Raw genomic sequence first — 22,126 nt, 5'->3', positions numbered from 1 at the left:
TCTCGCGCGGTTTCCCGTGAGTCTGCGGCGCCGGTTCACCGATCTCTGTGAAGGCCGGGCGGACCGGTTCACGGAGCAGGTGAGCGGCCGGGACGGCAGCGGCCGGACCTTCTGCGCGGATCTGACGGCGACAGCCGTGGTCGGCCCGGACGGCACGGCCGGACTCGTCATCCTGCTCAGCCGCGCCGGGGACGGGGCCGGGGCGGAACGCCGTGGCGAACAGATGCTCAGCGAACTGGACGCACGTGTGCTGGAGGGCGTGGCGAGCGGTGCGTCGACGGTGCAGCTGGCCAGCCGCCTCTACATGAGCCGGCAAGGAGTCGAGTACCGCGTGGGGCGGCTGCTGCGCAGATTCGACGCTCCCAACCGTCCCGCGCTCGTGGCGCGCGCCCACGGACTGGGGATGTTCTCCTTGGGACAGTGGCCGCCACGCGTCCTGCCCGATTTCGTCGAGTAACCGGCAGACGGTCCCCCGCCCCGCCGGGGCGGCCGCGGACGGTCCGGCCACCGTCCGCAGCCGCCCCGGCAGCGGTTGCCCGCCCGCGACGGTCATGCCGCCGACGGCAGCCAGGCCTCCCGGAAGCGGCGGCGCGCCCGGTGCAGACGGGACCGGACCGTCCCCACCGGCAGGGAGAGGACCCGCGCCATCTCCTCCTCGTTGAGCCCGTAGGCGCGCAGGGTGAGCACCTGCCGGTGGGAGGTGGGAAGACGCTCCAGGACGTCACTGATGTGCACGGCGTCCAGCGGGTTCGTCTCCTGGCCCGCGTCGACCTGTGCATAGGTCCCCTCCTCACCCGCCCGTTTGGCGACGCGGACGGCCTCGCGGACCGTCACCGAGCGCACCCAGCCGTAGAACGCGGCCGGTTCGCGCAGGGTGCGCAGACCGCGGTAGACGGCGAGGAGCGCCTCCTGTGCGGCGTCGGCGCCGTCGTCATGGGTGACGGACCGGCAGATGCGGGCGACGTACGGCGTGATCGCGGTCAGCAGGTGGTTCATCGCCTGCTCGTCGCCCGCCTGGGCTCGGGGCAGGAGCGCGAGGGGGGTGGGGAGGTGGCTGACGGTGCTCATACGGGGGAGTGCTCCTTGGGGCAACCGGTGCGGTCGGGCGCGGTGGACGGGGTGACCGTCCTCACCGTGCGGGCGAGGGCAGAGGGTCGGTGACGTCCGCGAAGGTGAGGAGCCCGGCGAGGACGTCGTCACGGAACGTCTGCATGAAGGAGGGGCTGAAACAGGCGGTGAAGTGCGGGAACTCGATGGCGAGGCGCCCCTCGAAGGAGACGACACACGCCATGACGGGACTGCGGCCCGCCTGCGGGAAGTAGTGTTCGCGAGCGGGCACCAGCCGGATGTCGGTGGCCCGCAGTCCGGCCGGCAGCCGGGGGCCGGGGACGACGCCCATGTTCGTGACGATGACGGTCGCCAGCTGCAACGCCGGATTGCCCGGAATCTCCGGCGTGATGCGCATCTCGTGATACTGGTCCGCGCGGTCGATGAAGTCGCTCAGCTGGCTGTGGACGGTACGCGCCAGCGCCATCAGGTCGGTGTCCGCGGCGACGCCGAGGGTCTGTAGATGGGTGGTGACGGCCGGCACCATCAGCAGAGCGGGCAGCGCGGGGGTCAGCCGGGACCGCAGGTCCACGGGGGACAGACAGCCGAGCGTGCGGGGCCCGTCGCCCTCCAGGCGGCGCCGTGCCGCCGTGAGTAGTGCGGCGGCGACGAGGGCGTGCACGGACACGCCCGCCTGACGTGCGGTCCGCCGCAGCCGGGTGGTGCGCTCCTCGTCGAGGGCCAGCCGGCACACCTCGATGCGGCCGTCGCCGGCCGGTTCCGCACCCGGCCCGGCGCCGGCGGTGGCGGGCCGCGGCACGTCGAAGGGCAGGAGTTCGACGGGGTGCCGCCGCGTCTCCTCGACGCGCCGCTCCAGGTAGGCGGCGGTGGCCGCCGGGTCGGCGGCGGGCAGCAGCCGGCTGACCGGCTGCGGCCAGTGAGGGCGATCCCCACAGTCCTCCCGGGCGTCGGCGGTCGCATCGGTCGCGGCCGCCTTCCCCCCGGTTTCGCCCCCCTCGACCAGCGCCCGGTAGTGATCCCAGACGGCGTTGTGCAGGGCGATGCTGCTGTGCCCGTCCGTGATCGTGTGGTCCACGACGAGGACGAACAGATGACGGTCGCCTTCGGGCGCGCTCACCAGGACCGCCCGGCTGAGCGGGCCTCCGACCGGCAGCGGAGCGTTCAACTCCGCGAGGTGGACCTCCTCGCCGCCGGTGCGGGTGATCAACCGGGGCCGTTCGTCCTCGGCGAGGAGACGCAACGCGAAGCCCGGACCGTCCGGCGCGATGCGCGAACGCAGCGTCGGGTGGGCCTGCGTGAGGGCGTCGAATGCCGCGGACAGCGCCCCGGTGTCGACCTGCCCGTGCAGGGCGCACGAGAGCACCGCTCTGCTCCGCTGCCCGACATACAGCGTCTCGACCGGGCACAACGCACGATGCATGCCGCCAGCCTTCCTTTCCCTGTCTCTTCGTCGTACAGGCCCTGATGACGGATCGTCACGGCCGGGGCGCGCATGCCCGACGCCCGTTCGAGAGTGCAACGCCGGGGGCCGGTGAATCCACCTGGACCGGACGGCCGGACGAAAGTCGCGGGAATTCCTTAGAGTCCGCCGGGTCCGGCGCTATCCCGGGCCGGGCGTTCTTCAGGGAAATACCTGAATTCCCGGCGCGGGCCCGGTCCCGGCTTGATCGGTCCCGTCGCCTCGTCGCACCCTGAGGGCACTTGCGGGAGCGGCGGTGGGGCCGTGCCGACCCCACGCTCTCGGCAGTGCGCCCCCCTTTCCCGCTCCGTGGGCCGAGGCCGCACCCCCCGTCCGCCCGGCCGGGCCGTTCCGGCCGGGACGTCACGACTTGCCACGCGAGGTTGTGCCATGTCACTCCACGAGGAGTCACTCCGCGAGAACGACCACCGGCCACTGTCCGGAGCCCAGGAGGGACTCTGGTACGCCGGGCGGCTCGCTTCCGACAGCGCCGCGTACAACACCGCGGAGGCGGTGGAGATACACGGTGCCCTCGACACCGACCTGTTCGAGGCGGCCCTGCGCCGGACCGTCGGCGAGGCCGACACCTTCGCCCTGCGTTTTCTCGACACGGACGACGGCCCCCGCTGTCACCGGGCGCCGGACGCGGACGACTGGACGCTTCAGCGGATCGACGCCGGCGACGCCGACGACCCGGAGCGCACCGCCTGGGAGTTGGTCCGCACGGACCTCGCCACGCCGGTGGACCTGGACAAGGGGCCGCTGTTCTCCCACACCCTGCTCACCCTCGCCCCCGACCGGCACCTCTGGCTGCTCAGGGCCCACCACCTCCTGCTGGACGGTTACAGCTACAAGCTCCTCGGCCGTCGCCTCGCCGACACCTACAACGCGCTGGCCGAAGGGCGTGAACCCGCCCCGGCCGTCTTCGCGTCCGTCAGCCGGCTCCAGGCGGAGGAGGCCGCCTACCTCGCGTCCGAGCGCTGCGTCCGCGACCGGGCGTACTGGTCGCGGCGGCTGGCCGGACTGCCGGAGCCCGCACGGCTCACGCACCGCACCGCGGCGCCCGTCGCCCCGTTCCTGCGCCGCACCGTGGAACTGGAGGGCGCCGACGCGCAGGCCCTGTCGGACGCGGCCGGCCGGCTCGACGTCACGCGCACCGACCTGCTGACCGCCGCAGTCGCCGCCTACCTGCACCGCATGACCGGCGCCGACGACCTCGTGCTGGGCATGGCCACGATGAGCCGGCTGGGCAGCGCCGCCCTGCGCACCCCGGGCACCGCCTCCGACGTCCTGCCGCTGCGCGTGGCCGCCGACTCCGGCACGACCGTCGCCGGTCTGGTCCGGGCGGTCGCCGACGAGGTGCGACAGCTGCGCCGGCACCAGCAGTACCGGGGAGAGTTCATCCGCCGGGACCTGAACCTGCTGGGAACCGGGCGCCGGCTGTACGGGCCGGTGCTGAACATCGTCCCGTTCACCGAGACCCTCGACTTCGGCGGTCACCCGGCGACCTGGCACCACCTCTGCGGCGGTGCCGTCGACGACCTCCAGATCAATGTCCGGCCCGGCACCCGGCCCGGCACCCTCTGGCTGGCCTTCGACGCCAACCCCGCCCTGTACGACGAGGACGAACTCGCCCTGCACCGCGACCGGTTCCTGCTCCTGCTGCGACAGCTCGCGGACGCCGCGCCCACGACGCCGCTGGGAGACCTGGACCTGCTGCTGCCCGGCGAGCATCCGAGCGACGCCCCCGTGCGGGACTTCCCGGTCACCGCGACCCTCACCGACCTGTTCGAGCGGCAGGCGAGGGCCTGGCCGCGGCGCGTCGCGGTGTCGTACGAGGACGACCGGCTCACCTACGCGGAACTCGACGCCCGGGCCAACCGCCTGGCCCGACTGCTGGCCGAGCGCGGGGCGGGTCCGGGCCGGGTGGTGGCGCTGGCCCTGCACCGGGGCCCGCGGCTGCTGCCGGCCCTGCTGGCCGTCCTCAAGACCGGAGCCGCCTACCTCCCCCTGGACCCCGGTCATCCGGCACAGCGCCTGCGGCTCGTCATGGACGACGCGGCCCCCGTCCTCCTCGTCACCGAGAACGATCTCGCCCCACGCTTCACCGACGGGGTCCCCGCCGTCGTCCTGGACGACCCCGCCGTCGAGGCGGACATCGCCGCACGGCCGGCCGGCGAGCTGACCGCCAGTGACCGCCGGGGGGAGACGAGCCCGTCGGACATCGCGTACATCATCCACACCTCCGGCTCCACCGGCCGTCCCAAGGGCGTACCCGTCGCGCACGCCAACGTCGTCCGCCTCTTCGCCGCGGCGGCCGAGCACTTCGACTTCGGCGAAGAGGACGTGTGGACGCTGTTCCACTCCTACGCCTTCGACTTCTCGGTGTGGGAGATGTGGGGCGCCCTGCTGCACGGCGGCCGGCTCGTCGTCGTCCCGTACGCCGTCAGCCGCACGCCCCGGGACTTCCTGCGGCTGCTGCACCGCGAGGGGGTGACCGTCCTCAGCCAGACGCCGTCCGCCTTCGAGCAGCTCATGGACGCGGACGGCGAACAGGTGCCGGAGGGCGGCCCGGAGCGGGCGGGCGCACTGCGCTACGTCGTCTTCGGCGGTGAGGCCCTGCGCCCCGAGCGGCTGCGGCCGTGGGCCGACCGGCACGGGCTCCAGAGCCCGGCGCTGGTGAACATGTACGGCATCACCGAGACCACCGTGCACGTCACCCACCACCGCGTCACCGAGGCCGATCTCACGGACCCGCGCCGGACGGGCGTCATCGGCGCACCGCTGGCGGACCTGCGGGTGCACCTGCTGGACCCCACGGGCCGGCCGGTGCCGCCGGGCGCCGTCGGCGAGATGCACGTGGCCGGCGCGGGCGTGAGCGGCGGCTACCTCGGCCGCCCCGAGCTGACCGCCGAACGGTTCCTCGACGACCCCTTCGGCCCGCCCGGCAGCCGGATGTACCGCTCCGGCGACCTCGCGCGGCGCCGCGCCGACGGCACCCTCGACTACCTCGGCCGGGCCGACCAGCAGATCCAGCTGCGCGGCTTCCGCGTCGAACCCGGCGAGATCGAAGCCGTCCTCACCGCCCACCCGCGGGTCACCCGGGCCGCCGTCCTCGTACGACGTGCCGACAACGGTGCCCGGCAGCTCGTCGCCTACACGGTGCCCACCGGACAACAGCCGCCGAGCCCGGCGGAACTGCGCGCCCACGCCGCGGCCCACCTGCCCGACCACATGGTCCCCGCGGCCTGCGTGAACGTCGACACGCTCCCGCTGACCGCGAACGGCAAGCTCGACACCGACGCCCTGCCCGCGCCCGACTTCACCGCCGTCGCGGCCGGCACCCGCCCGCAGACTCCTCAACAAGCGCTCCTCTGCACCCTGTTCGAGGACGTGCTGCGGCTGCCGCGCGACACCGTGGGCACCGACGCCAACTTCTTCGACCTGGGTGGCGACTCCCTGCTCGCCACCCGCCTGCTGGCCCGCCTGCGGCACGAGAACGGCGCCGAGGTGCCCATCACCGCCCTGTTCGACGGCCCGACACCGGCCGCGCTCGCGCAGCGGCTCCCCTCCCGGCCCGGCACCGCTCCCGCCCGCCCGGCACTCGGGGACATCGACCGCCCGGAGCACGTCCCGCTGTCCTACGCCCAGGAACGCATGTGGTTCCTCAACCGGCTCGACGACTCGGCCGCCACGTACAACATCCCGCTGGTGGTGCCGCTCGGCTCCGCCGTGGACGCCGAGGCGCTGCGCGCCGCGCTCGGTGACGTCACCGACCGGCACGAAAGCCTGCGGACGGTGTTCGCCGAGCGGGACGGCGTGCCCCACCAGCGGATCCTGCCGCCCGGGGAGCTGCGCCCGCGGCTGCGCCGGGTGGACTGCCCGGCCGACGAGATCGTCGCCCACGTCACCGCGGCCACCCGCCACCGCTTCGACCTGACCGGAGAAAGCCCCCTGGCCGCCTGGCTGTTCGGGACCGGAGAGGAACGGACGCTGCTGCTGGTGCTGCATCACAGCGCGGCCGACGGCTGGTCGCTGCGCCCCCTCGCCGACGACCTGACCGCCGCCTACGCGGCGCGCCGGGCGGGCCGCGCCCCGGGCTGGGACCCGCTGCCGGCGCAGTACGCCGACCACGCCGTCTGGCAACGCGCCCTGCTCGCCCCGGAACCCGACGGCCCGGGACGGCTGGAACGGCTGACCGCCCACTGGCGCGAAGCACTGGCCGGTCTGCCGCAGGAGTGCACCGTCCCCGGCGACCGGCCCCGTCCGACGGCACCGCGCGGCGACGGCGCCCACGTCACCGAGACCGTGGACGCCGCACTCCACCGGGACCTGCTGGCCCTGGCCGAACGGGAGGGCACCAGCCTGTTCATGGTGCTGCACGCCGCGCTGAGCGCCCTGCTCACCCGCTGCGGAGCCGGCGAGGACATCGTCGTCGGCACCCCCGTCGCGGGCCGCTCCGAACCCGCGCTGGACGATCTGATCGGCCTGTTCACCAACACCCTCGTCCTGCGGGCCGACACCTCGGGCGACCCCGCCTTCCACGAGTTGCTCGCCAGGCTGCGCCCGTACGACCTGGCCGCCCTGGACCACCAGGACCTGCCCTTCGACCGGCTCGTCGACGAGCTGAACCCGCCCCGCCGCGCCGGCCGCCACCCGCTGTTCCAGGTCATGCTGGCCCTCCAGAACAACGAGCCCGCCGTCCTCCGGCTGGACGGCCGGGAGGTGCCGCTGCGGCCCACCGCCACCGGCACCGCCAAGTTCGACCTCTTCGTCGACGTCCTGGAACGGCACGGCGCGGACGGCACGCCCGGCGGACTCGATCTGCACGTCGAGTACGCCACGGACCTGTACGACGCTGCCACCGCGGAGCGGTTCGCGCACGCCCTGGGCGAACTGCTGCGCGTGGTCAGCGCGGACCCGGACCGCAGGATCGGGGGCCTGCCGGCGCCGCCCCCGCGCACCCCGGCCGCGTCCGCCGGGGCCGGTACCGCCGACGTGACGGACGCGGCTCTGTCCGTACCCGGCATCCGTGACGCGGCCGCTCTGCCCGGCCCCGACGGCACGCCACCGCACCTGTACGTGGTACCGGGCCGCGCGGATGCCGCCGAGCGCGTCGAACAGGTCCTCGACGCGGCCGGGCACGGCGCCGTCCGCGTCACGGCGGTCAACGCCCTGCCCCGCACCGCCGACGGCGCGCTCGACACCGACGCGCTGCGAGCCCTGCCCCTGGCCGACCGCACCGCCGCCGAGTCCTGGCGGCAGCACCTGGCCCGTGTCCCCGGCGTGCGCACGGCCGAGACCGTGGTGGAGGCCGTCCCCGAGGAACTGGCACGCCGGCACGCCGGCCCGCCGCGCCGCACGGCCGGGCCGTCGCCGGCCGGCCACGGCCGCACGGCGGCCGGGACCGTGCCGGCGCTCAGCGAGGGACCGCGGCCGGCCGAACCCACCGTGCCCGGCTGGGCACAGGCCCTCGTCCGCGCCGCCGAGCGGGACCACGGCGACATCGTGCACGTGCACGCCGACGGCAGCGAGACACGGCGCAGCTACGCGTCCCTGATCACGGAGGCCTCCCGGGTGCTCGCGGGGCTGCGGCGGGCCGGACTGCGCCCCGGCGACCGGGTGATCCTCCAGTGCGACGCCACGCAGGACTTCCTCGCCGTGCTGTGGGGCTGTGTCCTGGGCGGTTTCGTCGCGGTCCCGCTGACCGTCCCCGCCTCGTACACCACCCCCTCGGCGGCGCTGACCAAGCTGGAGGGCATCTGGCGGATGCTCGGCCGGCCCTGGACGGTGTGCTCGGCGGCGCTGGAGCCCGGCCTGCGCGACCTGGCGGCCCGCCAGGACTGGCCCGGGCTGCGGCTGACCAACGCCGACGCGCTGCGGGACGCCCCCGAGGACCGCGACTGGTACGCCGCCCGGCCCGACGACCTCGTCCTGATGCTGATGACGTCCGGCAGCACCGGCCTGCCCAAGGCCGTGCGCCTGACCCACCGCAATGTGCTCACCCGGTCCGCCGCCACCGCGGCCATGAACCGGCTCGGCGAGCAGGACGTCTCCCTGAACTGGATCCCGCTCGACCACGTCACCGGCGTGGTGATGTTCCACCTGCGCGACGTGTACCTGGGATGCCGGCAGATCCACGCACCGACCTCCTGGATCCTCCAGGACCCGCTGCGCTGGATGGACCTCGCCCACCGGCACCGGGTCACCGTCACCTGGGCACCCAACTTCGCCTTCGGACTGCTGGCCGGGAAGGCCGACCGCTTCCGGGACCGGGAGTGGGACCTGTCACCGATGCGGCTGGTGATGAACGCCGGCGAGGTCGTCGTGGCCGCGGCCGCCCGGCGGTTCCTGCACACGCTGAAGCCGTTCGGGCTGCCGCAGGACGTGATGCACCCCGGCTGGGGCATGTCCGAGACCTGCTCGGTCGTCACCGACGCCGTGCTGCCCGCCGAACCGCCGGTCACCGACGAGACGTTCGTCAGCTGCGGCCTGCCCTACCCCGGCTTCGCCATGCGCATCGTCGACGAACACCGCACCGTGCTCGCCGAGGGCGACGTCGGCCGGCTCCAGGTCCGCGGCACCTCCGTGACCGGCGGCTACCACGACAACCCGGCGGCCAACGCCGAGGCGTTCACCGACGACGGCTGGTTCGACACCGGCGACCTGGCCTTCCTGCGCGACGGCGAGCTGTACATCACCGGCCGCGCCAAGGACGTCATCATCGTGAACGGTGTCAACCACTACAGCCACGAGATCGAGGCCTGCGTCGAGGAACTGCCGTACGTCGTCCGCAGCTTCACCGCGGCCTGCGCGGTGCGCACCGACCCGTCGGCGGCCACCGACGAACTCGCCCTGTTCCTCCACCTCGCCCCCGGGCACGATCCCGCCACCGCGCTGCGGGAGATCGCCGGCAAGGTGACCCGGGAGATCGGCGTCAGCCCCGCTTTCCTCGTGCCGGTCGACGCCGCCGCCGTACCGAAGACCGAGATCGGCAAGATCCAGCGGACCAAACTGCGCAAGAGCTTCGAGGCGGGCGCCTTCGACGACGCGGTCCGTGAGGCCCAGCTGCTGATGGGCACCGCCGCCACCCTGCCCGACTGGTTCCTGCGGCCGGTGTGGCAGCGGGCCGAGCGCCACCGCCCCCGCGCGACGTCGGCCGGCCGGCACACCCTCGTCCTCGCGGGCGGCGACCCGCGGGCACAGGACCTCGCCCGGCGCCTGGCGGGGGAGGTGCGAGCCGGCGGCGGACTGTGCACCCTGGTCACCGACGGAGCGTCGTACGCCCGGCTCGACGCCGCCCACCACCGGCTCCGGCCCGCCGAGGAGGCCGACCACGCGGCGCTGCTGCGGGCCCTGGAAGCCGACGGGCGGCCGGTCGACACCCTCGTGCACCTCGGCGCGCTGCACCTCGGCGAGGCCGCCGATCCCGCGTCCGCCGAGGCCGGCACCGCGTCCCTGCTCGCGCCGGCCCGGGCCCTCGCCGCCCGGCCCGGCGGGCCGCGCCCGGTCGACCTGCTGTACGTGACGGCCGGCGCCCAGGCGGTCACCCCCGGGGACCGCCCCTCCCCGGCGCACGCCATGGCCGGCGCCGTACTGAAGTCGCTGCGGGAGGAGTCCGGCGGCCTGCGGTGCGTCCACCTCGACCTCGACCCGCACGGCGACGAGGACCCCGTACCCCTGCTGCTCGCCGAAGTGGCCGGCACCCCCGCCGACACCGAGGTCGCCCACCGCGGCGAACAGCGCCTGGTACGCCGGCTGGCCCCCCTGCCCGACCCGGCACCCCGCACCGAACCGCCCGCCGCCGACGGCTTCCACCTGATCAGCGGGGGACTGGGCGGTGTCGGCACCGAACTCGCCGCCCACCTGCTGCACACGCCCGGCACCCGGCTCCTCGTCCTCGGCCGGACCCCGCTGCCCCCCGAGGACAGCTGGCCGCGGCACCTGGCCGCCGGAGGGCCCACGGCCGCCCGCGTCGAGGCGTACCGGCGGCTGCGCGAACTCGGAGAGGTCCGGTACGCGTGCGCCGACGTCACCGACGAGCGGCAGGTACGGCAAGCCGTCCACGCGGCCGCCGAGCACTGGGGCGCGCCCCTGGTGTCGGTGCTGCACCTCGCCGGAACCCTCGTCGAACGCTCCCTCGGTGAACTGGACGCGGCCGCCTGGCGCGAGGCCCTGGACGCGAAGGTGCGCGGCGCCTGGACCCTGCACCGCGTGAGCGCGGACCACCCGGTCGGCTCCTTCGTCACCTTCTCCTCGGTGAACGGCTGGTTCGGCGGCGCCATGAACACGGCCTACGCCGCCGCCAACGCCTACCTCGACGCCCTCGCCCTGCACCGCCGCGGCCTCGGCCTGCCCGCCCAGAGCCTGGCCTGGAGCATGTGGCGCGAGCGAGGCATGAGCAGCGGCTACCGGCTCGCCCCGCTCACCGAGGCCCGCGGCTACCGCGTCCTGGACACCGCCGCCGCGCTGCGCTCCTACGACCTGGCCCGCACCCTGGACGAACCCCACCTGCTGATCGGCGTCGACCGCAGCGCTCCCTGGGTCCGCAGCCACGTCCTCGAACCCGCCCGCCAGGTAAGGCGGCTGGCCGCCCGCGTCGCCCTGGAGGAGGGCGCCGACATCGGCACCCTGTACCGGGCCGCCGCGGACGCCGCCGGCGGGGACCACTGGGTGCTGCGCGCGGCGGGCGCCGCCGAACGGCAGGCGCCCGCCTCCGGCACGGGGGAGCGGCTGCGGAGACTGGAGGACCGGCTCACCGGCCTGTGGCGCGACATCCTGGGCCGCGACCGGGTCGGCCGGGACGAGAACTTCTTCGACCTGGGCGGCAACTCCCTGCTGCTGGTCGCCGCCCAGAGCGCCGTCAACCAGGCCTTCGGATGCGAGCTGCCGGTCGTCGACCTGTTCGCCCACCCCACCGTGCGCGACCTGGCCCACCACCTGTCGGCCCTGACCGCACCCGAGGCGGCCGACGCCCCGCCGGCGCCGGACCCGCAGGCGCCGCCGGAGGCCGCCGGGACCGGGCCGAACAGCCTGGACCGCGCCAAGGAACGAGCCCAGCGGCAGCGTGCGGCCCGTACCCGCCGTACCGCACGGCAAGGAAAGGACCGAGGCCATGCCTGAGACCACCGAGCCGCAGGACGAGCAGGCACCCGCCGTCGCCGTCATCGGCATGGCGGCACGCCTCCCCGGCGCGGACGACTTGGACGCGTTCTGGGACAACCTGGCCGCGGGACGCGAGTCCGTGCGGCCCATCACCGACGACGAGTTCCTGGCCGCGGGCGGAACCGAACGCGACCTCCACGACCCCACGCTCGTCCGCATGGCGTCGGTCGTCGAGGGAATCGACCGCTTCGACTCCGGGTTCTTCGGCTACAGCCCCGCCGAGGCCGCCGTGGTCGACCCCCAGCAGCGCCTGCTGCTCGAAACGGCCTACCACGCCCTCGAGGACGCCCGGTGCCTCGGCCCCGGCACCGACACCGGTACGTTCGGCGTGTACGCCGGCAGCGGCGACAGCCGCTACTACCCGTCGCACGTGTACCCGCGCTACGCCGGGCAGCCCGGATCGGTGGAACTCGTGCACGCGGCCACCGCCAACTCCCTGGGCACGCTCGCCACCCGCGTCTCCTACGAACTGGGGCTCACCGGCCCGAGCGTGTCCCTCCAGACGGCCTGCTCCACGGCGCTCGTCGCGGTGCACACCGCCTGCCAGGACCTGCTCGACTACCGGTGCGACACCGCGCTCGCCGCCGCCGTCTCCCTCAACCCCTCGGCGTTCCTCGGCTACCGTCACGTGCCCGGCGGCCCCTTCTCGCCCGACGGCCACTGCCGCGCCTTCGACGCGGCGGCGGCCGGCACCTCCTCCGGCGACGGTGTCGGCGCCGTCGTCCTCAAACGCCTGGAGGACGCCCTCGCGGACGGCGACCACGTCCGCGCCGTCATCCGGGGCAGCGCCGTCAACAACGACGGGCGCCGCAAGGTCGGCTTCAGCGCGCCCAGCGCCGCTGGTCAGACCGAGGTCATCCTCGCGGCACAGGCCCAGGCGATGACCGACGCCGGCACCATCGGCCTGGTCGAGGCGCACGGCACCGCCACCCGCCTGGGCGATCCCATCGAGGTGGCCGCGCTCACCGAGGCGTTCCGCCAGTCCACGCGGCGCCGCGGCTACTGCGCCCTCGGTTCGGTGAAGACCAACATCGGCCACCTGGGAGCGGCCGCCGGGATCGCCGGGCTGATCAAGGCCGTCCTGGCCCTGGAACACCGGCAGATCCCGCCGAGCCTGCACTTCGAACGGCCCAACCCGCACATCGACTTCGCCTCCGGCCCCTTCCGGGTGCCCACCACCCTGGAGGACTGGCCCGCGGACGGGCACCCCAGAAGGGCCGCGGTCAGCGCCTTCGGCATCGGCGGCACCAACGCGCACGTCATCCTGGAGGAGGCGCCGCCCGCCCCCGTCCCGCCCCGGGAGCCCGAGGGCCGCCACCGTCTGGTCCTGCCGCTGTCCGCCCGCACGGCCGACGCCCTGCGCGGCCAGGCCGAGGCACTCGCCCGCCACCTCGAAAGGCGGCCGGATCTGCGCCTGGACGACACCGCGCACTCCCTGCGCGCCGACCGGCCGGCGCTGCGCCACCGCCTGGCCGTGACCGCCGCTTCCCGGGAGGAGGCCCTGTCCGCGCTGCGCACCGCCGTGCCCGGCACGCCCCCCGGGGCGGACGAGCCGCCGCGGGTGGCGTTCCTGCTGCCGGGCGGTGGCACCCAGTACCCGGGCATGGGGGCACAGCTCTACCGCGAGCACGACGTCTACCGCGACACCGTCGACGAGTGCGCGCGCATCCTGCGCCCCGCCCTCGGCGCCGACGTCCGCGACGCCCTGTTCGCACGCCGCGAGAGCGACGGCACGAGCACGTCCCTGCTCGCCCTGGTGGTCACCGAGTACGCCCTCGCCCGCACCCTCATGGCGGCGGGGGTGCGCCCGGACGCGCTCATCGGCCACTCGCTCGGCGAGTACACGGCAGCCTGCCTGGCCGGGGTGATCGACCTCGACGAGATGCTGCCCCTGGTCACCGAACGCGTCCGGCTCATCAGCTCCGCGGGCGGGGCGACCGTAGGAGTCGCGGCACCCGTCGAGGACGTGGTGCCGCTGCTCGGCGAGGAACTGTCCCTCACCGCGGTGAACGGCCCGGCCGCCTGCACCGTCGCCGGACACGTGGAGGCCGTCGCCCGCTTCGAGACCGAACTCGCCCGCCTGGACGTGCCGTTCCGCCGCCTGCGTATACCGGTCGCCGCCCATTCCCACGTCCTCGACCCGGTGCTCCCGGCGTACGAGAGACACCTGCGCGGCGTCACCCTGCGCCCGCCGCGGATCCCGTTCGTCACCAACGTCACCGGCGCCTGGATCACCGACGAGCAGGCGACCTCGGTCCGGCACTGGATCGCGCACACCCGCGACACCGTGCGCTTCGCCGACGGCGTCACCACCCTGTGGGAACGCCGGCCGGTCCTGGTGGAGGTCGGACCCGGGGACACGCTGACCAAGCTGGCCGCCGCCCAGCTCGCGGAGCACGCGCCGGTGACGGTGACCACGATGCGGCACGCCAAGGCCGACGCCGCCGACGGGTTCGTCCTCGCCGAGGCGCTGGGCCGGCTGTGGAGCGCCGGCGTGGACACCGCGCTGCCCGAGGTGCCGGGTACGCCCCGGCGGGTGCCGCTGCCCCCCTACGCCTTCGCACGGCACCGTCACTGGATCGACGCCCCCGGCGCCCGCACGGACCCCGGCACGCCGGAGCGCGGCGCCGCGGTGCACGCCGAACCGGCCCTCGGTCCACGGCCCCGCCTGACGACCGAGCACGTGCCCCCGCGCACCGCGCGCGAACAGGCGGTGACCCGCGTGTGGGAGGAGACCCTCGGCATCGGTGGCATCGGCGTCCACGACAACCTCTTCGACCTGGGCGGCGACTCGATGCGCGCCGTACTGCTGACGGGCCGGCTGCGGCAGGCCGGCGTCCTCGACGTGCCCGCCGCCGCCTTGCTGGCCGCGCCCACCGTGGCCGGTCTGCTCGCGGCGGCCGACGACACCTCGGCGCAGACGCCCGGCGCGGGCGCGAACGCGCTGGCTCCGCTCCTGCCGCTCCGGGCGCAGGGCGGCGCCGCCCCGCTGTTCTGCGTCCACCCCGGGGCGGGCGTGTCCTGGCGCTACACCGGACTGCTGCCCCACCTCGGCGGCGACCAGCCGGTCTACGGCATCCAGGCCGCGGGCCTCGACGGCACCCGGCCGCCCGCACCGGACGCGGCGTCCATGGTCGCCTGCTACCTCGACCTCGTCCGCGAGGTGCAACCACACGGCCCCTACCGGCTCCTGGGCTGGTCCTACGGCGGTTTCGTCGCGCACGCGATGGCCTGCGCCCTACAGGAGCGGGGCGAGCGGGTGGAACTGCTGGCCATGCTGGACGCACCCCAGCCGCACGGCATGCGGTACGACGCCGCGGCGGTCGAGCGGCAGGTGGCGTCCCTGCTGATGCGGGTGGCCGGCCCGTCCCTCGGGCCGGGAGCGGCCGAAGTGCCGGACGTGGCGGCCGTCCTCGCCGCCATCGACGCCGCCCTGACGGCCGACCCGACGAGTGCGCCGGTCACCCGGGCCGAGGCCGAGGCCATCGCGGCGGTCATGCGCAACAACCTGCGCATCGCCCACCAGTTCGCGCCCGGTGTCTTCCGCGGGGAGGTGCTGTTCTTCAGCGCCGCCGAGGAGGCGGACACCGGCTTCCCCGGCGACCTGGCCGTGCTGCCCGACAAGGCCGAGAGCTGGCGGCCCCACGTCGAGGGCACCCTGCACGACCACCGGGTGCCGTGCGGCCACTACGAGATGACCGAACCGGAGCCCATCGCGCTGATCGGCACGGCGGTCGCCAAGGCGCTGCGCGCGGCATCCGAGTGACCGACCGGTCCGCCGACGCTTCGCACTCGGGGCGGTGCCGACCACCGGGCCCGAGTGCGAAGCAGGCGGACGGCCGCCGGGAAGAACGAGGAACGCGAGAGGGCTGAACGACAGGCCCCCGCACCCGATTTCCGTCGGCGCGTCACGATCGACGAACGCCGACGCGGCTTCGGCGGGGAGCGGGAAGGAGAGCGGCACCGCTCGTGCGGGCGGTTGCGCGGTGCCGTTGCCGGTGTACGGGGTGCCTGCGGTGAGGCGGTGGCCGGCGGTCAGGGGCCGGCCCAGGCGAGGACCGTGCTGAAGACGCCCGTGCCGACCGCCACCACCTCGACGTGCACGGCGAGCCCAGGGCCCCGCCGCGCCTCGATCCGCAGCCCGCGGGCGCATGGGCGGGCCAGCAGGTCGCGCAGGCTTCTCAGCCTGCCGGCGGGGAGCGCCTCAGGCCCGGTGTGCAGAGCTTTCCACGCGGCTTCCTTCGCCGAGAACAGCGAGGTCACCGACCACCGCACCGCACCCGGCGCGGGAGCGTGCAGCAGCTCCTCCTCGTCCTCGCGCAGCACCAGCCGGGCCGCTCCGGCGGGCAGGCGGCGCAGCTCCAGATCACAGCCGAGCGGGATGTCCCGTCCCGGCGCCCGGGCCACGGCCACCGCGACCCCCGCGCTGTGCGTGATGGACGCCGCCCGCCCGGGAGGGAACACCGGCAGGCGGCCCGCCCGCGGGATCTCCCCGCAGTCCAGCCCCACCGCGCGCAACGCGCGCCGCGCCGCGAGCCGGCCGGCCAGGAACTCCAGCCGGCGCTGCGGCGGCATCACCGCGGCTGCGGCCTCCTCGGCGGGCCCGGCGGGGACGGCCTGCGGTTCCGAGACGACGGCGGCGCCCAGCCCGAGCCCGGCCGCCGCCCACTCCGGCCGCAGCGGGCGGAGCAGGGCGGCCACCTCGGCACCCGGACCGGGCGCTGCCCCCGGGCGCGTGCCCGGGCAAGGGCCGGCCGTCGGAGCCGGGCAGTGACACGGGCACACGCGTCAGGCCCGCAGCAGCTTCTTGACGATCTTTCCGGCGGGGTTGCGGGGCACCTGCTCGATGAACTCCACCCGCCGCGGGCGCTTGTACGGGGCGAGTCGCTGTCCCACGTGGGCGAGCAGGTCCGCGGCCCGGGTGTCCGGTCCGGCGACGACGTACGCCAGCGGTACCTCGCCGTAGTCCTCGTCGGGCATCCCGACGACCGCGGCGTCCCGGACCGCCGGATGGGACATCAGGGCCCGCTCGATCTCCGAGGGGTAGACGTTCTGCCCCGCCCGGATGATGACGTCCTTGGTGCGGTCCACGAGATGGATACGGCCCGCGTCGTCCACGAACCCCAGGTCACCTGTTCTGATCCAGCCGGCGAGGCTGATCTCGCGCGTGGCCTCGGGGTCGTTCCAGTAGCCCTGCATGACGCCCGGCCCGCGCACGACGATCTCGCCGATCTCGCCGCGCGGCAGCTCCCGTCCGGCTCCGTCGACCGCGCGGGCGGACATCCCGGGCACGACGCGTCCGCAGGGGATGCGGGCCGTGACGTCCCCGGGGGCCGGGTGCTCGTCGGGGCCGAGGGTGACGAAGGGCCCGCCCACCTCCGTCATGCCGTAGACCTGCCGGAAACCGCAGCCGAGACGCTCCACCGCGTCGGCGTACACGTCCAGGGGCATGGGGGCGGCACCGTAGAGGATCTCCCTCAGCGAGGACAGGTCGGCGCGCCCGGCGCCCTTGGCCTGGAGCATGAAGCGGAGCATCTGAGGGACCAGCCACATGTGTGTGGCACGGTGTTCCTCCACCGCGGCCAGCGCCCGCTGCGGGGTGAAGCCGGGCATGAGCACGACGGTGGCCCCGGCCGCCAGGTAGGTCAGGGACACCACCATGCTTCCGTGGTACAGGGGGCAGCAGTTGACCATGACGATGTCGTCGCCGGGCCGCGCCATGACCAGCCAGCCCAGGGCGATCGCGCGGAACGACGCGCTGTCGACCGTGACGCCCTTGGCCTGTCCTGTGGTCGCCGAGGTGTGCAGCACGGCGATCGGGTCGGTGTCGGCCACCTCGGGCAGGTCACGCTCGGCGGCCAGGGTGCCCAGCGCCTCGAACACCGGCTTGTCCAGGGCCACCCTCATCCGCACCGACGCCGGCAGCTCGGGGTGCCGGTCCAGCAGCTCCGACTCACCGAGGACGGCCACCGCTCCGACGCGTTCGACGATACCGGCGACCTCCGGCACGGTCAGGCTGTGGTTCAGCGGGACGAACAGCGCGCCGAGCCGGGCGAGCGCGAAGTATGTCTCCAGGACCTCGATACGGTCCTTGGACAGCACCGCGACGCGGTCACCGCGCCCGATGCCCAGATCGGCCAGTCCCCGCGCGAGTTCCAGCGTGCGGTCGTGGAACTGCGACCAGGTGAGCCGGCGCCGGTCGTCGACCAGCGCCAACCGGTCGGGCCAGCACTGGCGGTTGCGTTCCAGCAGCTGTGCCAGCCACATCACGCACCGCCGGCGCCTGCGACGGAACGCTCGGCCGTGAACCGCTCGTAGTCGGCGATCGTGTGCAGCTGCTCCATGTCGTCCGCGGTGATCTCCACGCCGAGCCGCTGTTCGACGAGCAGGACGAGACGCACCAGGTCGCCGGAGTCGATCCCGCTCGCGGCGAGGTCGACGTCGTCACCGACCCGCTCGGCGTCGGCGAACTCCGCGGTCCCGGTGAGTTCGACCAGCAACTCCCTGATGGTGCTCATGCTTTCCCCTTTCGCCGCGGCGAGTGACCGCCGGGCGGATCTCGTGGGTCCGGTGTCACCCGAACAAGAGGCCCGCGCGGCGCACGGCAATCCCCGCAGCCCGGCGTGAGCTTTGTCACGCACCCGCACCGGCCGACGCGGGGATAGCGCGGCCCGCTCCGAGCCTCTTTCCCCTACGAAAGACCGCGCGGCGCCCGCCCGGCGGACCGGGCGCCGCGACGCGCCGGGCGGCCGAATCCGGACGTGCCGCGACGCGCCGGACGGCCCGAGGCCCGACGCGCCGGGGCCCGCCGGGCGGGCCGAAACCCGAAAGACGCCGAAGGAGTGATGCCAGTGCCCAGGCCATACGTCCGGTCCGAGGACCGGTACGCGCCCGCCGTGGCGGCGACCGGCCGCGGAGGCACCGCATGAGCGCACAGCCGGCCGGCACCGCGCCCCCCGCGCAGGACGAGCTGCTCGCACACTTCGACGGCCTCATCGCCAGGGGCGAGACGATCGAACCCCGTGACTGGATGCCCGACGGCTACCGCCGCATGATGATCCGTCAGATCGCGCAGCACGCCCACTCCGAGATCATCGGCATGCAGCCGGAGGGCGCCTGGCTCACCCGAGCGCCCTCCCTGCACCGCAAATCGGTGCTCATCGCCAAGGTGCAGGACGAGGCCGGGCACGGGCTGTACCTCTACTCCGCCGCCGAGACACTGGGCGTGGACCGGGCCGACCTCTTCGACGCCCTGCACGCGGGGCAGCAGCGGGCCTCGGCGACGTTCAACCACCCCGCGCTGACGTGGGCGGACACCGGCGCTGTCGCCTGGCTGACGGACGGCGCCGCCGTCATCAACCAAGCGCCCCTGTGCCGCACGTCCTACGGACCGTACGCCCGGGCGATGCGCCGCGTCTGCCAGGAGGAGGCCTTCCACGTCCGGCAGGGGTACGACCTCATGCGCGCCCTGTGCGCGGGCACGCCGGAACAGAAGGCGATGGCCCAGGACGCGGTGAACCGCTGGTGGCTGCCGGCCGTGGCGCTGATGTTCGGGCCGCCCGACACCGAGGCCGGCGGCACCGACGCCCGCACCGCCGCACTCGGCGCCGCGGTCTCCCGCCGGGCCATGGCCTGGGGCATCAAGCGGCACACCAACGACGAACTGCGCCAGCGCTTCGTCGACAGCTGCGTCCCCCAGGCCGAGCGCCTCGGGCTCACCCTCCCCGATCCGGCGATCCGCTGGAACGAGGAACGCGGCCACTACGACTTCACCCCGGTCGACTGGGACGTCTACCGCCAGGCGCTCGGCGACGACACGCACTGGTCCCGGCAACGCGTCGAACACCGGCGCACGGCGCACGAGGACGGCGCCTGGGTGCGGGAGGCGTCCGCGGCGTACGCGGCGCGCTTCGGAGCGGACGGGGCACCTTCCGGCACGGCCACGGCCACGGCCACGGACACGGACATGATCACGGACACGGACACGGACGCGGCCCAGGGGGCGCGGGAACGGGTGGGTGAGCGCTGATGAGCCGGGAGCGAGAGGGCGCCCCGGCGTCCTGGGAGGTCCTCCTCAGGCCCCGCCGGGGCCTCGCCCACCAGCACGTGGGGTCCGTGCGCGCCTCCGACGCCGAAACGGCCCTGCTGCGGGCCCGTGATCTGTACACCCGGCGCGGCGACCCGCTGTCGCTGTGGGTGGTCCGCTCGGACGCCGTGCACGCGGCCTCCCCGGACGAACACGACCCGTTCTTCGCGGGCGCCCACCACAAGCCCTACCGGTACCCGGAGCAGTTCGCGCCGCTGACCGAGAAAGGCCCCGACGGTGACCCTCTCGACTGACCCCGCCGCGTCCGCCGAAGCCGTGCGCGTCGACGCCCACCTCGCCGTGCACCTGCTGCGCCTCGGCGACGACGCCCTCGTCCTCGGGCAGCGGCTGTGCCAGTGGATCACACGCGCGCCGACCATCGAGGAGGACATGGCACTGTCCAACATCGCCCTCGACCTGGTCGGCCACGCCCGCGCGCTGCTCACCCTGAGCGGACAGGCCGACGGAACCGGACGTACCGAGGACGACTTCGCCTTCACCCGCTCCGACCGCGAGTTCACCAACGCCCTGCTGACCGAACTGGCCAACGGGGACTTCGCGGTGACCGTCGCCCGGCAGCTCGCCTACACCCATTACGCGGTCCTGTACTACGAGGCCCTGGCCGGTTGCGCGGACCCCCGACTGGCCGGTTTCGGGGAGCGGGCCGCCAGAGAGGTGGCCTTCCACCGGATGCACGCCGACAACTGGACCCTCCGGCTGGGACTCGGCACCCCCGAGAGCTGCCGCCGCATGCAGCGGGGCCTGGAGCGGGTGTGGCCCTACACCGCCGAGTTGTTCGACGTGGACGACGTACTGAGCCACCTCGTCACGGCGGGTACGGTGCCCTCGCCCGCCCCGCTGCGTCCGGCCTGGGAGCGGAGTGTGGGCGAGGTCGTGGCCCGCGCCGGCCTGTCCGTGCCGGCCCCGCGCTGGCAGGCCCGCGGCGGGCGGGCGGGCCTGCACACCGAGGAGTTCGGTCCGCTGATCGCCGAAATGCAGTCGGTGTACCGCCAGTTCCCGGGAGGCCGCTGGTGAACGGCCCCACGCCCTCGGTGACGTCCCCGGCGCCGCCCCGGAGGACACCTCCGGCGCAGCGACCCGTCGTACCCCTGCGCCCCGCCCGCGCGGTGGCCGACGTCCGGGCCCTGGTGGAAGCACTGCCCGACCCGGAGCTGCCGATGATCGGCCTCGGCGACCTCGGCGTGATCCGCTCGGTCGCCCCGGCCGCCGACGGAGTGCTCGAAGTGGAGGTGACCCCGACCTACCTGGGCTGCCCGGCACTGCCCGCCATCGTCTCCGCGATCCGGGACGTGCTGGCCGCGAGCGGTCACCCCGAGGGGCGGGTACGGCAGGTCCTGTCCCCGCCGTGGACGACGGACCGCATCACCGAGGCGGGCCGGGCGCGACTCGCCGCCCACGGCATCGCCCCGCCCGTACCCGCCCCGGCGGACGGTCCGGTCCCGCTCCCGCTGGCCCAGGTGCCCTGCCCGCACTGCGGCTCCCGTGCCACCCGGCCGCACAGCCCCTTCGGACCGACCCGCTGTCAGTCCGTGCTCCGGTGCACGGCATGCCAAGAGCTGTTCCCCCACCTGAGCGCGCTGTGAGGCGGACCGTGAACACCATCGATACCTCCCACACAGCCGTCCCGTTGAGCGGGGCCGCCTCCGCCGCGGCCGAGGACACCCCAGGCGTGTCCGCCGAACCCCGCACCGCCTCCGCCGCCGACGTTCCGGCCGGGCCGGGCACTGCCTCGGCCGGGCCCGGCTCCTTCCCCGCCGGGCCCGGCACTGCCTCCGCGGCAGGTGTGTCCGCCACCGCAGGTGTTCCCGCCGCGTCGCGCCCTGCCTCCACCGGGACCGGCGCTATCCCTGCCGAGCCCGCCTGCGCCTCCGCCGCAGGCGTGTCCGCCTCGGCCGGGCCGGGCACTGCCTCGGCCGGGCCCGGCACCTTCCCCGCTGAGCCCGGCACTGCCTCCGCCGCAGGTGTGTCCGCCACCGCAGGTGTTCCCGCCGCGCCGCACCGTGCCTCCACCGGGACCGGGGCCATCCCTGCCGAGCCGGCCTCCGCCTCCGCCGCAGGCGTGTCCGCCTCCGCCGGGCCCGGCACTGCCTCGGCCGGGCCCGGCATCTTCCCCGCTGAGCCCGGCACTGCCTCCGCCGCAGGCGTGTCCGCCACCGCCGGCGTTCCCGCCGCGCGCCGCCCCGCCTCCGCCAGCACAGGCACCCTCCCCGCCGAGCCCAGCACCACCCCCGCTGCCCCTGCCCCTGACCCTGGCCCTGACCCCGCCTCCGCCGAGGGCGCCGTCCCGTCCGCTGTCGCAGCGCCGGTCGCCTCGGGTCCGCAACCCT

The 22,126-nt window shown here is 74.9% G+C and carries 12 protein-coding genes; 7 read left to right on the top strand and 5 right to left on the bottom strand.

The window, feature by feature from the left end; translation table 11 throughout:
* The first annotated feature begins 16 nt into the window (after positions 1–16).
* Positions 17–457, top strand: coding sequence for a LuxR C-terminal-related transcriptional regulator (locus tag ABZ117_RS22710; protein WP_356823432.1), 441 nt, complete (start codon positions 17–19; stop codon positions 455–457).
* A 92-nt stretch (positions 458–549) separates the two neighbouring features.
* Here the strand turns inward: ABZ117_RS22710 and ABZ117_RS22705 are convergent, their stop codons facing one another.
* Both ABZ117_RS22705 and ABZ117_RS22700 read right to left on the bottom strand, forming a co-directional pair.
* Positions 550–1,068: an RNA polymerase sigma factor gene (locus ABZ117_RS22705; protein ID WP_356823430.1), complete on the bottom strand. Its 519-nt coding sequence runs from the start codon at positions 1,066–1,068 to the stop codon at positions 550–552.
* Between the two features lie 61 nt (positions 1,069–1,129).
* Positions 1,130–2,488, bottom strand: a complete 1,359-nt coding sequence (locus tag ABZ117_RS22700) for a protein kinase (RefSeq protein ID WP_356823428.1) — start codon at positions 2,486–2,488, stop codon at positions 1,130–1,132.
* Positions 2,489–2,917: 429 nt separating this feature from the next.
* Between ABZ117_RS22700 and ABZ117_RS22695 the strand changes: the two genes are divergently transcribed.
* Both ABZ117_RS22695 and ABZ117_RS22690 read left to right on the top strand, forming a co-directional pair.
* Complete coding sequence (locus ABZ117_RS22695) at positions 2,918–11,650, top strand: amino acid adenylation domain-containing protein (protein WP_356823426.1); 8,733 nt, start codon at positions 2,918–2,920, stop codon at positions 11,648–11,650.
* Positions 11,643–15,458, top strand: a complete 3,816-nt coding sequence (locus ABZ117_RS22690) for a beta-ketoacyl synthase N-terminal-like domain-containing protein (protein ID WP_356823424.1) — start codon at positions 11,643–11,645, stop codon at positions 15,456–15,458. The genes ABZ117_RS22695 and ABZ117_RS22690 overlap by 8 nt, the downstream gene beginning before the upstream one ends.
* 269 nt (positions 15,459–15,727) lie before the next feature.
* Here ABZ117_RS22690 and ABZ117_RS22685 read toward each other — a convergent pair whose 3' ends face one another.
* From ABZ117_RS22685 to ABZ117_RS22675, 3 genes are all read right to left on the bottom strand, one after another.
* On the bottom strand, positions 15,728–16,393 hold the full coding sequence (locus tag ABZ117_RS22685) for a 4'-phosphopantetheinyl transferase superfamily protein (protein WP_356823423.1): 666 nt from the start codon (positions 16,391–16,393) through the stop codon (positions 15,728–15,730).
* An 87-nt stretch (positions 16,394–16,480) separates the two neighbouring features.
* Positions 16,481–17,959 carry an AMP-binding protein gene (locus ABZ117_RS22680; protein ID WP_356823421.1) on the bottom strand — a complete coding sequence of 493 codons (1,479 nt, stop codon included), beginning with the start codon at positions 17,957–17,959 and terminating at the stop codon, positions 16,481–16,483.
* Entirely contained in the window at positions 17,959–18,210 is a 252-nt protein-coding gene (locus ABZ117_RS22675; protein WP_356823419.1) for an acyl carrier protein, read from the bottom strand. Before ABZ117_RS22675 ends, ABZ117_RS22680 begins: the two co-directional genes overlap by 1 nt.
* 407 nt (positions 18,211–18,617) lie before the next feature.
* On the opposite strand from ABZ117_RS22675, the gene paaA reads away from it, so the two are divergent.
* From paaA to paaD, 4 genes are all read left to right on the top strand, one after another.
* Positions 18,618–19,721: a 1,2-phenylacetyl-CoA epoxidase subunit PaaA gene (gene paaA / locus ABZ117_RS22670; protein WP_356823417.1), complete on the top strand. Its 1,104-nt coding sequence runs from the start codon at positions 18,618–18,620 to the stop codon at positions 19,719–19,721.
* On the top strand, positions 19,721–20,032 hold the full coding sequence (locus ABZ117_RS22665; RefSeq protein WP_356823415.1) for a 1,2-phenylacetyl-CoA epoxidase subunit B: 312 nt from the start codon (positions 19,721–19,723) through the stop codon (positions 20,030–20,032). Before paaA ends, ABZ117_RS22665 begins: the two co-directional genes overlap by 1 nt.
* The gene (gene paaC, locus ABZ117_RS22660; protein WP_356823413.1) at positions 20,016–20,813 is read left to right on the top strand and encodes a 1,2-phenylacetyl-CoA epoxidase subunit PaaC; all 798 of its coding nucleotides are present in this window, start codon (positions 20,016–20,018) and stop codon (positions 20,811–20,813) included. The genes ABZ117_RS22665 and paaC overlap by 17 nt, the downstream gene beginning before the upstream one ends.
* Positions 20,814–20,887: 74 nt before the next feature.
* Complete coding sequence (gene paaD, locus ABZ117_RS22655; protein ID WP_356823599.1) at positions 20,888–21,382, top strand: 1,2-phenylacetyl-CoA epoxidase subunit PaaD; 495 nt, start codon at positions 20,888–20,890, stop codon at positions 21,380–21,382.
* The last annotated feature ends 744 nt before the right edge of the window (positions 21,383–22,126 follow it).

Source organism: Streptomyces sp. NPDC006309 (assembly GCF_040613095.1).
Taxonomy (GTDB): Bacteria; Actinomycetota; Actinomycetes; order Streptomycetales; family Streptomycetaceae; genus Streptomyces.
The sequence above is the reverse complement of the archived record's forward strand: the minus strand, read 5'-3'. Positions and strand labels throughout refer to the sequence as shown.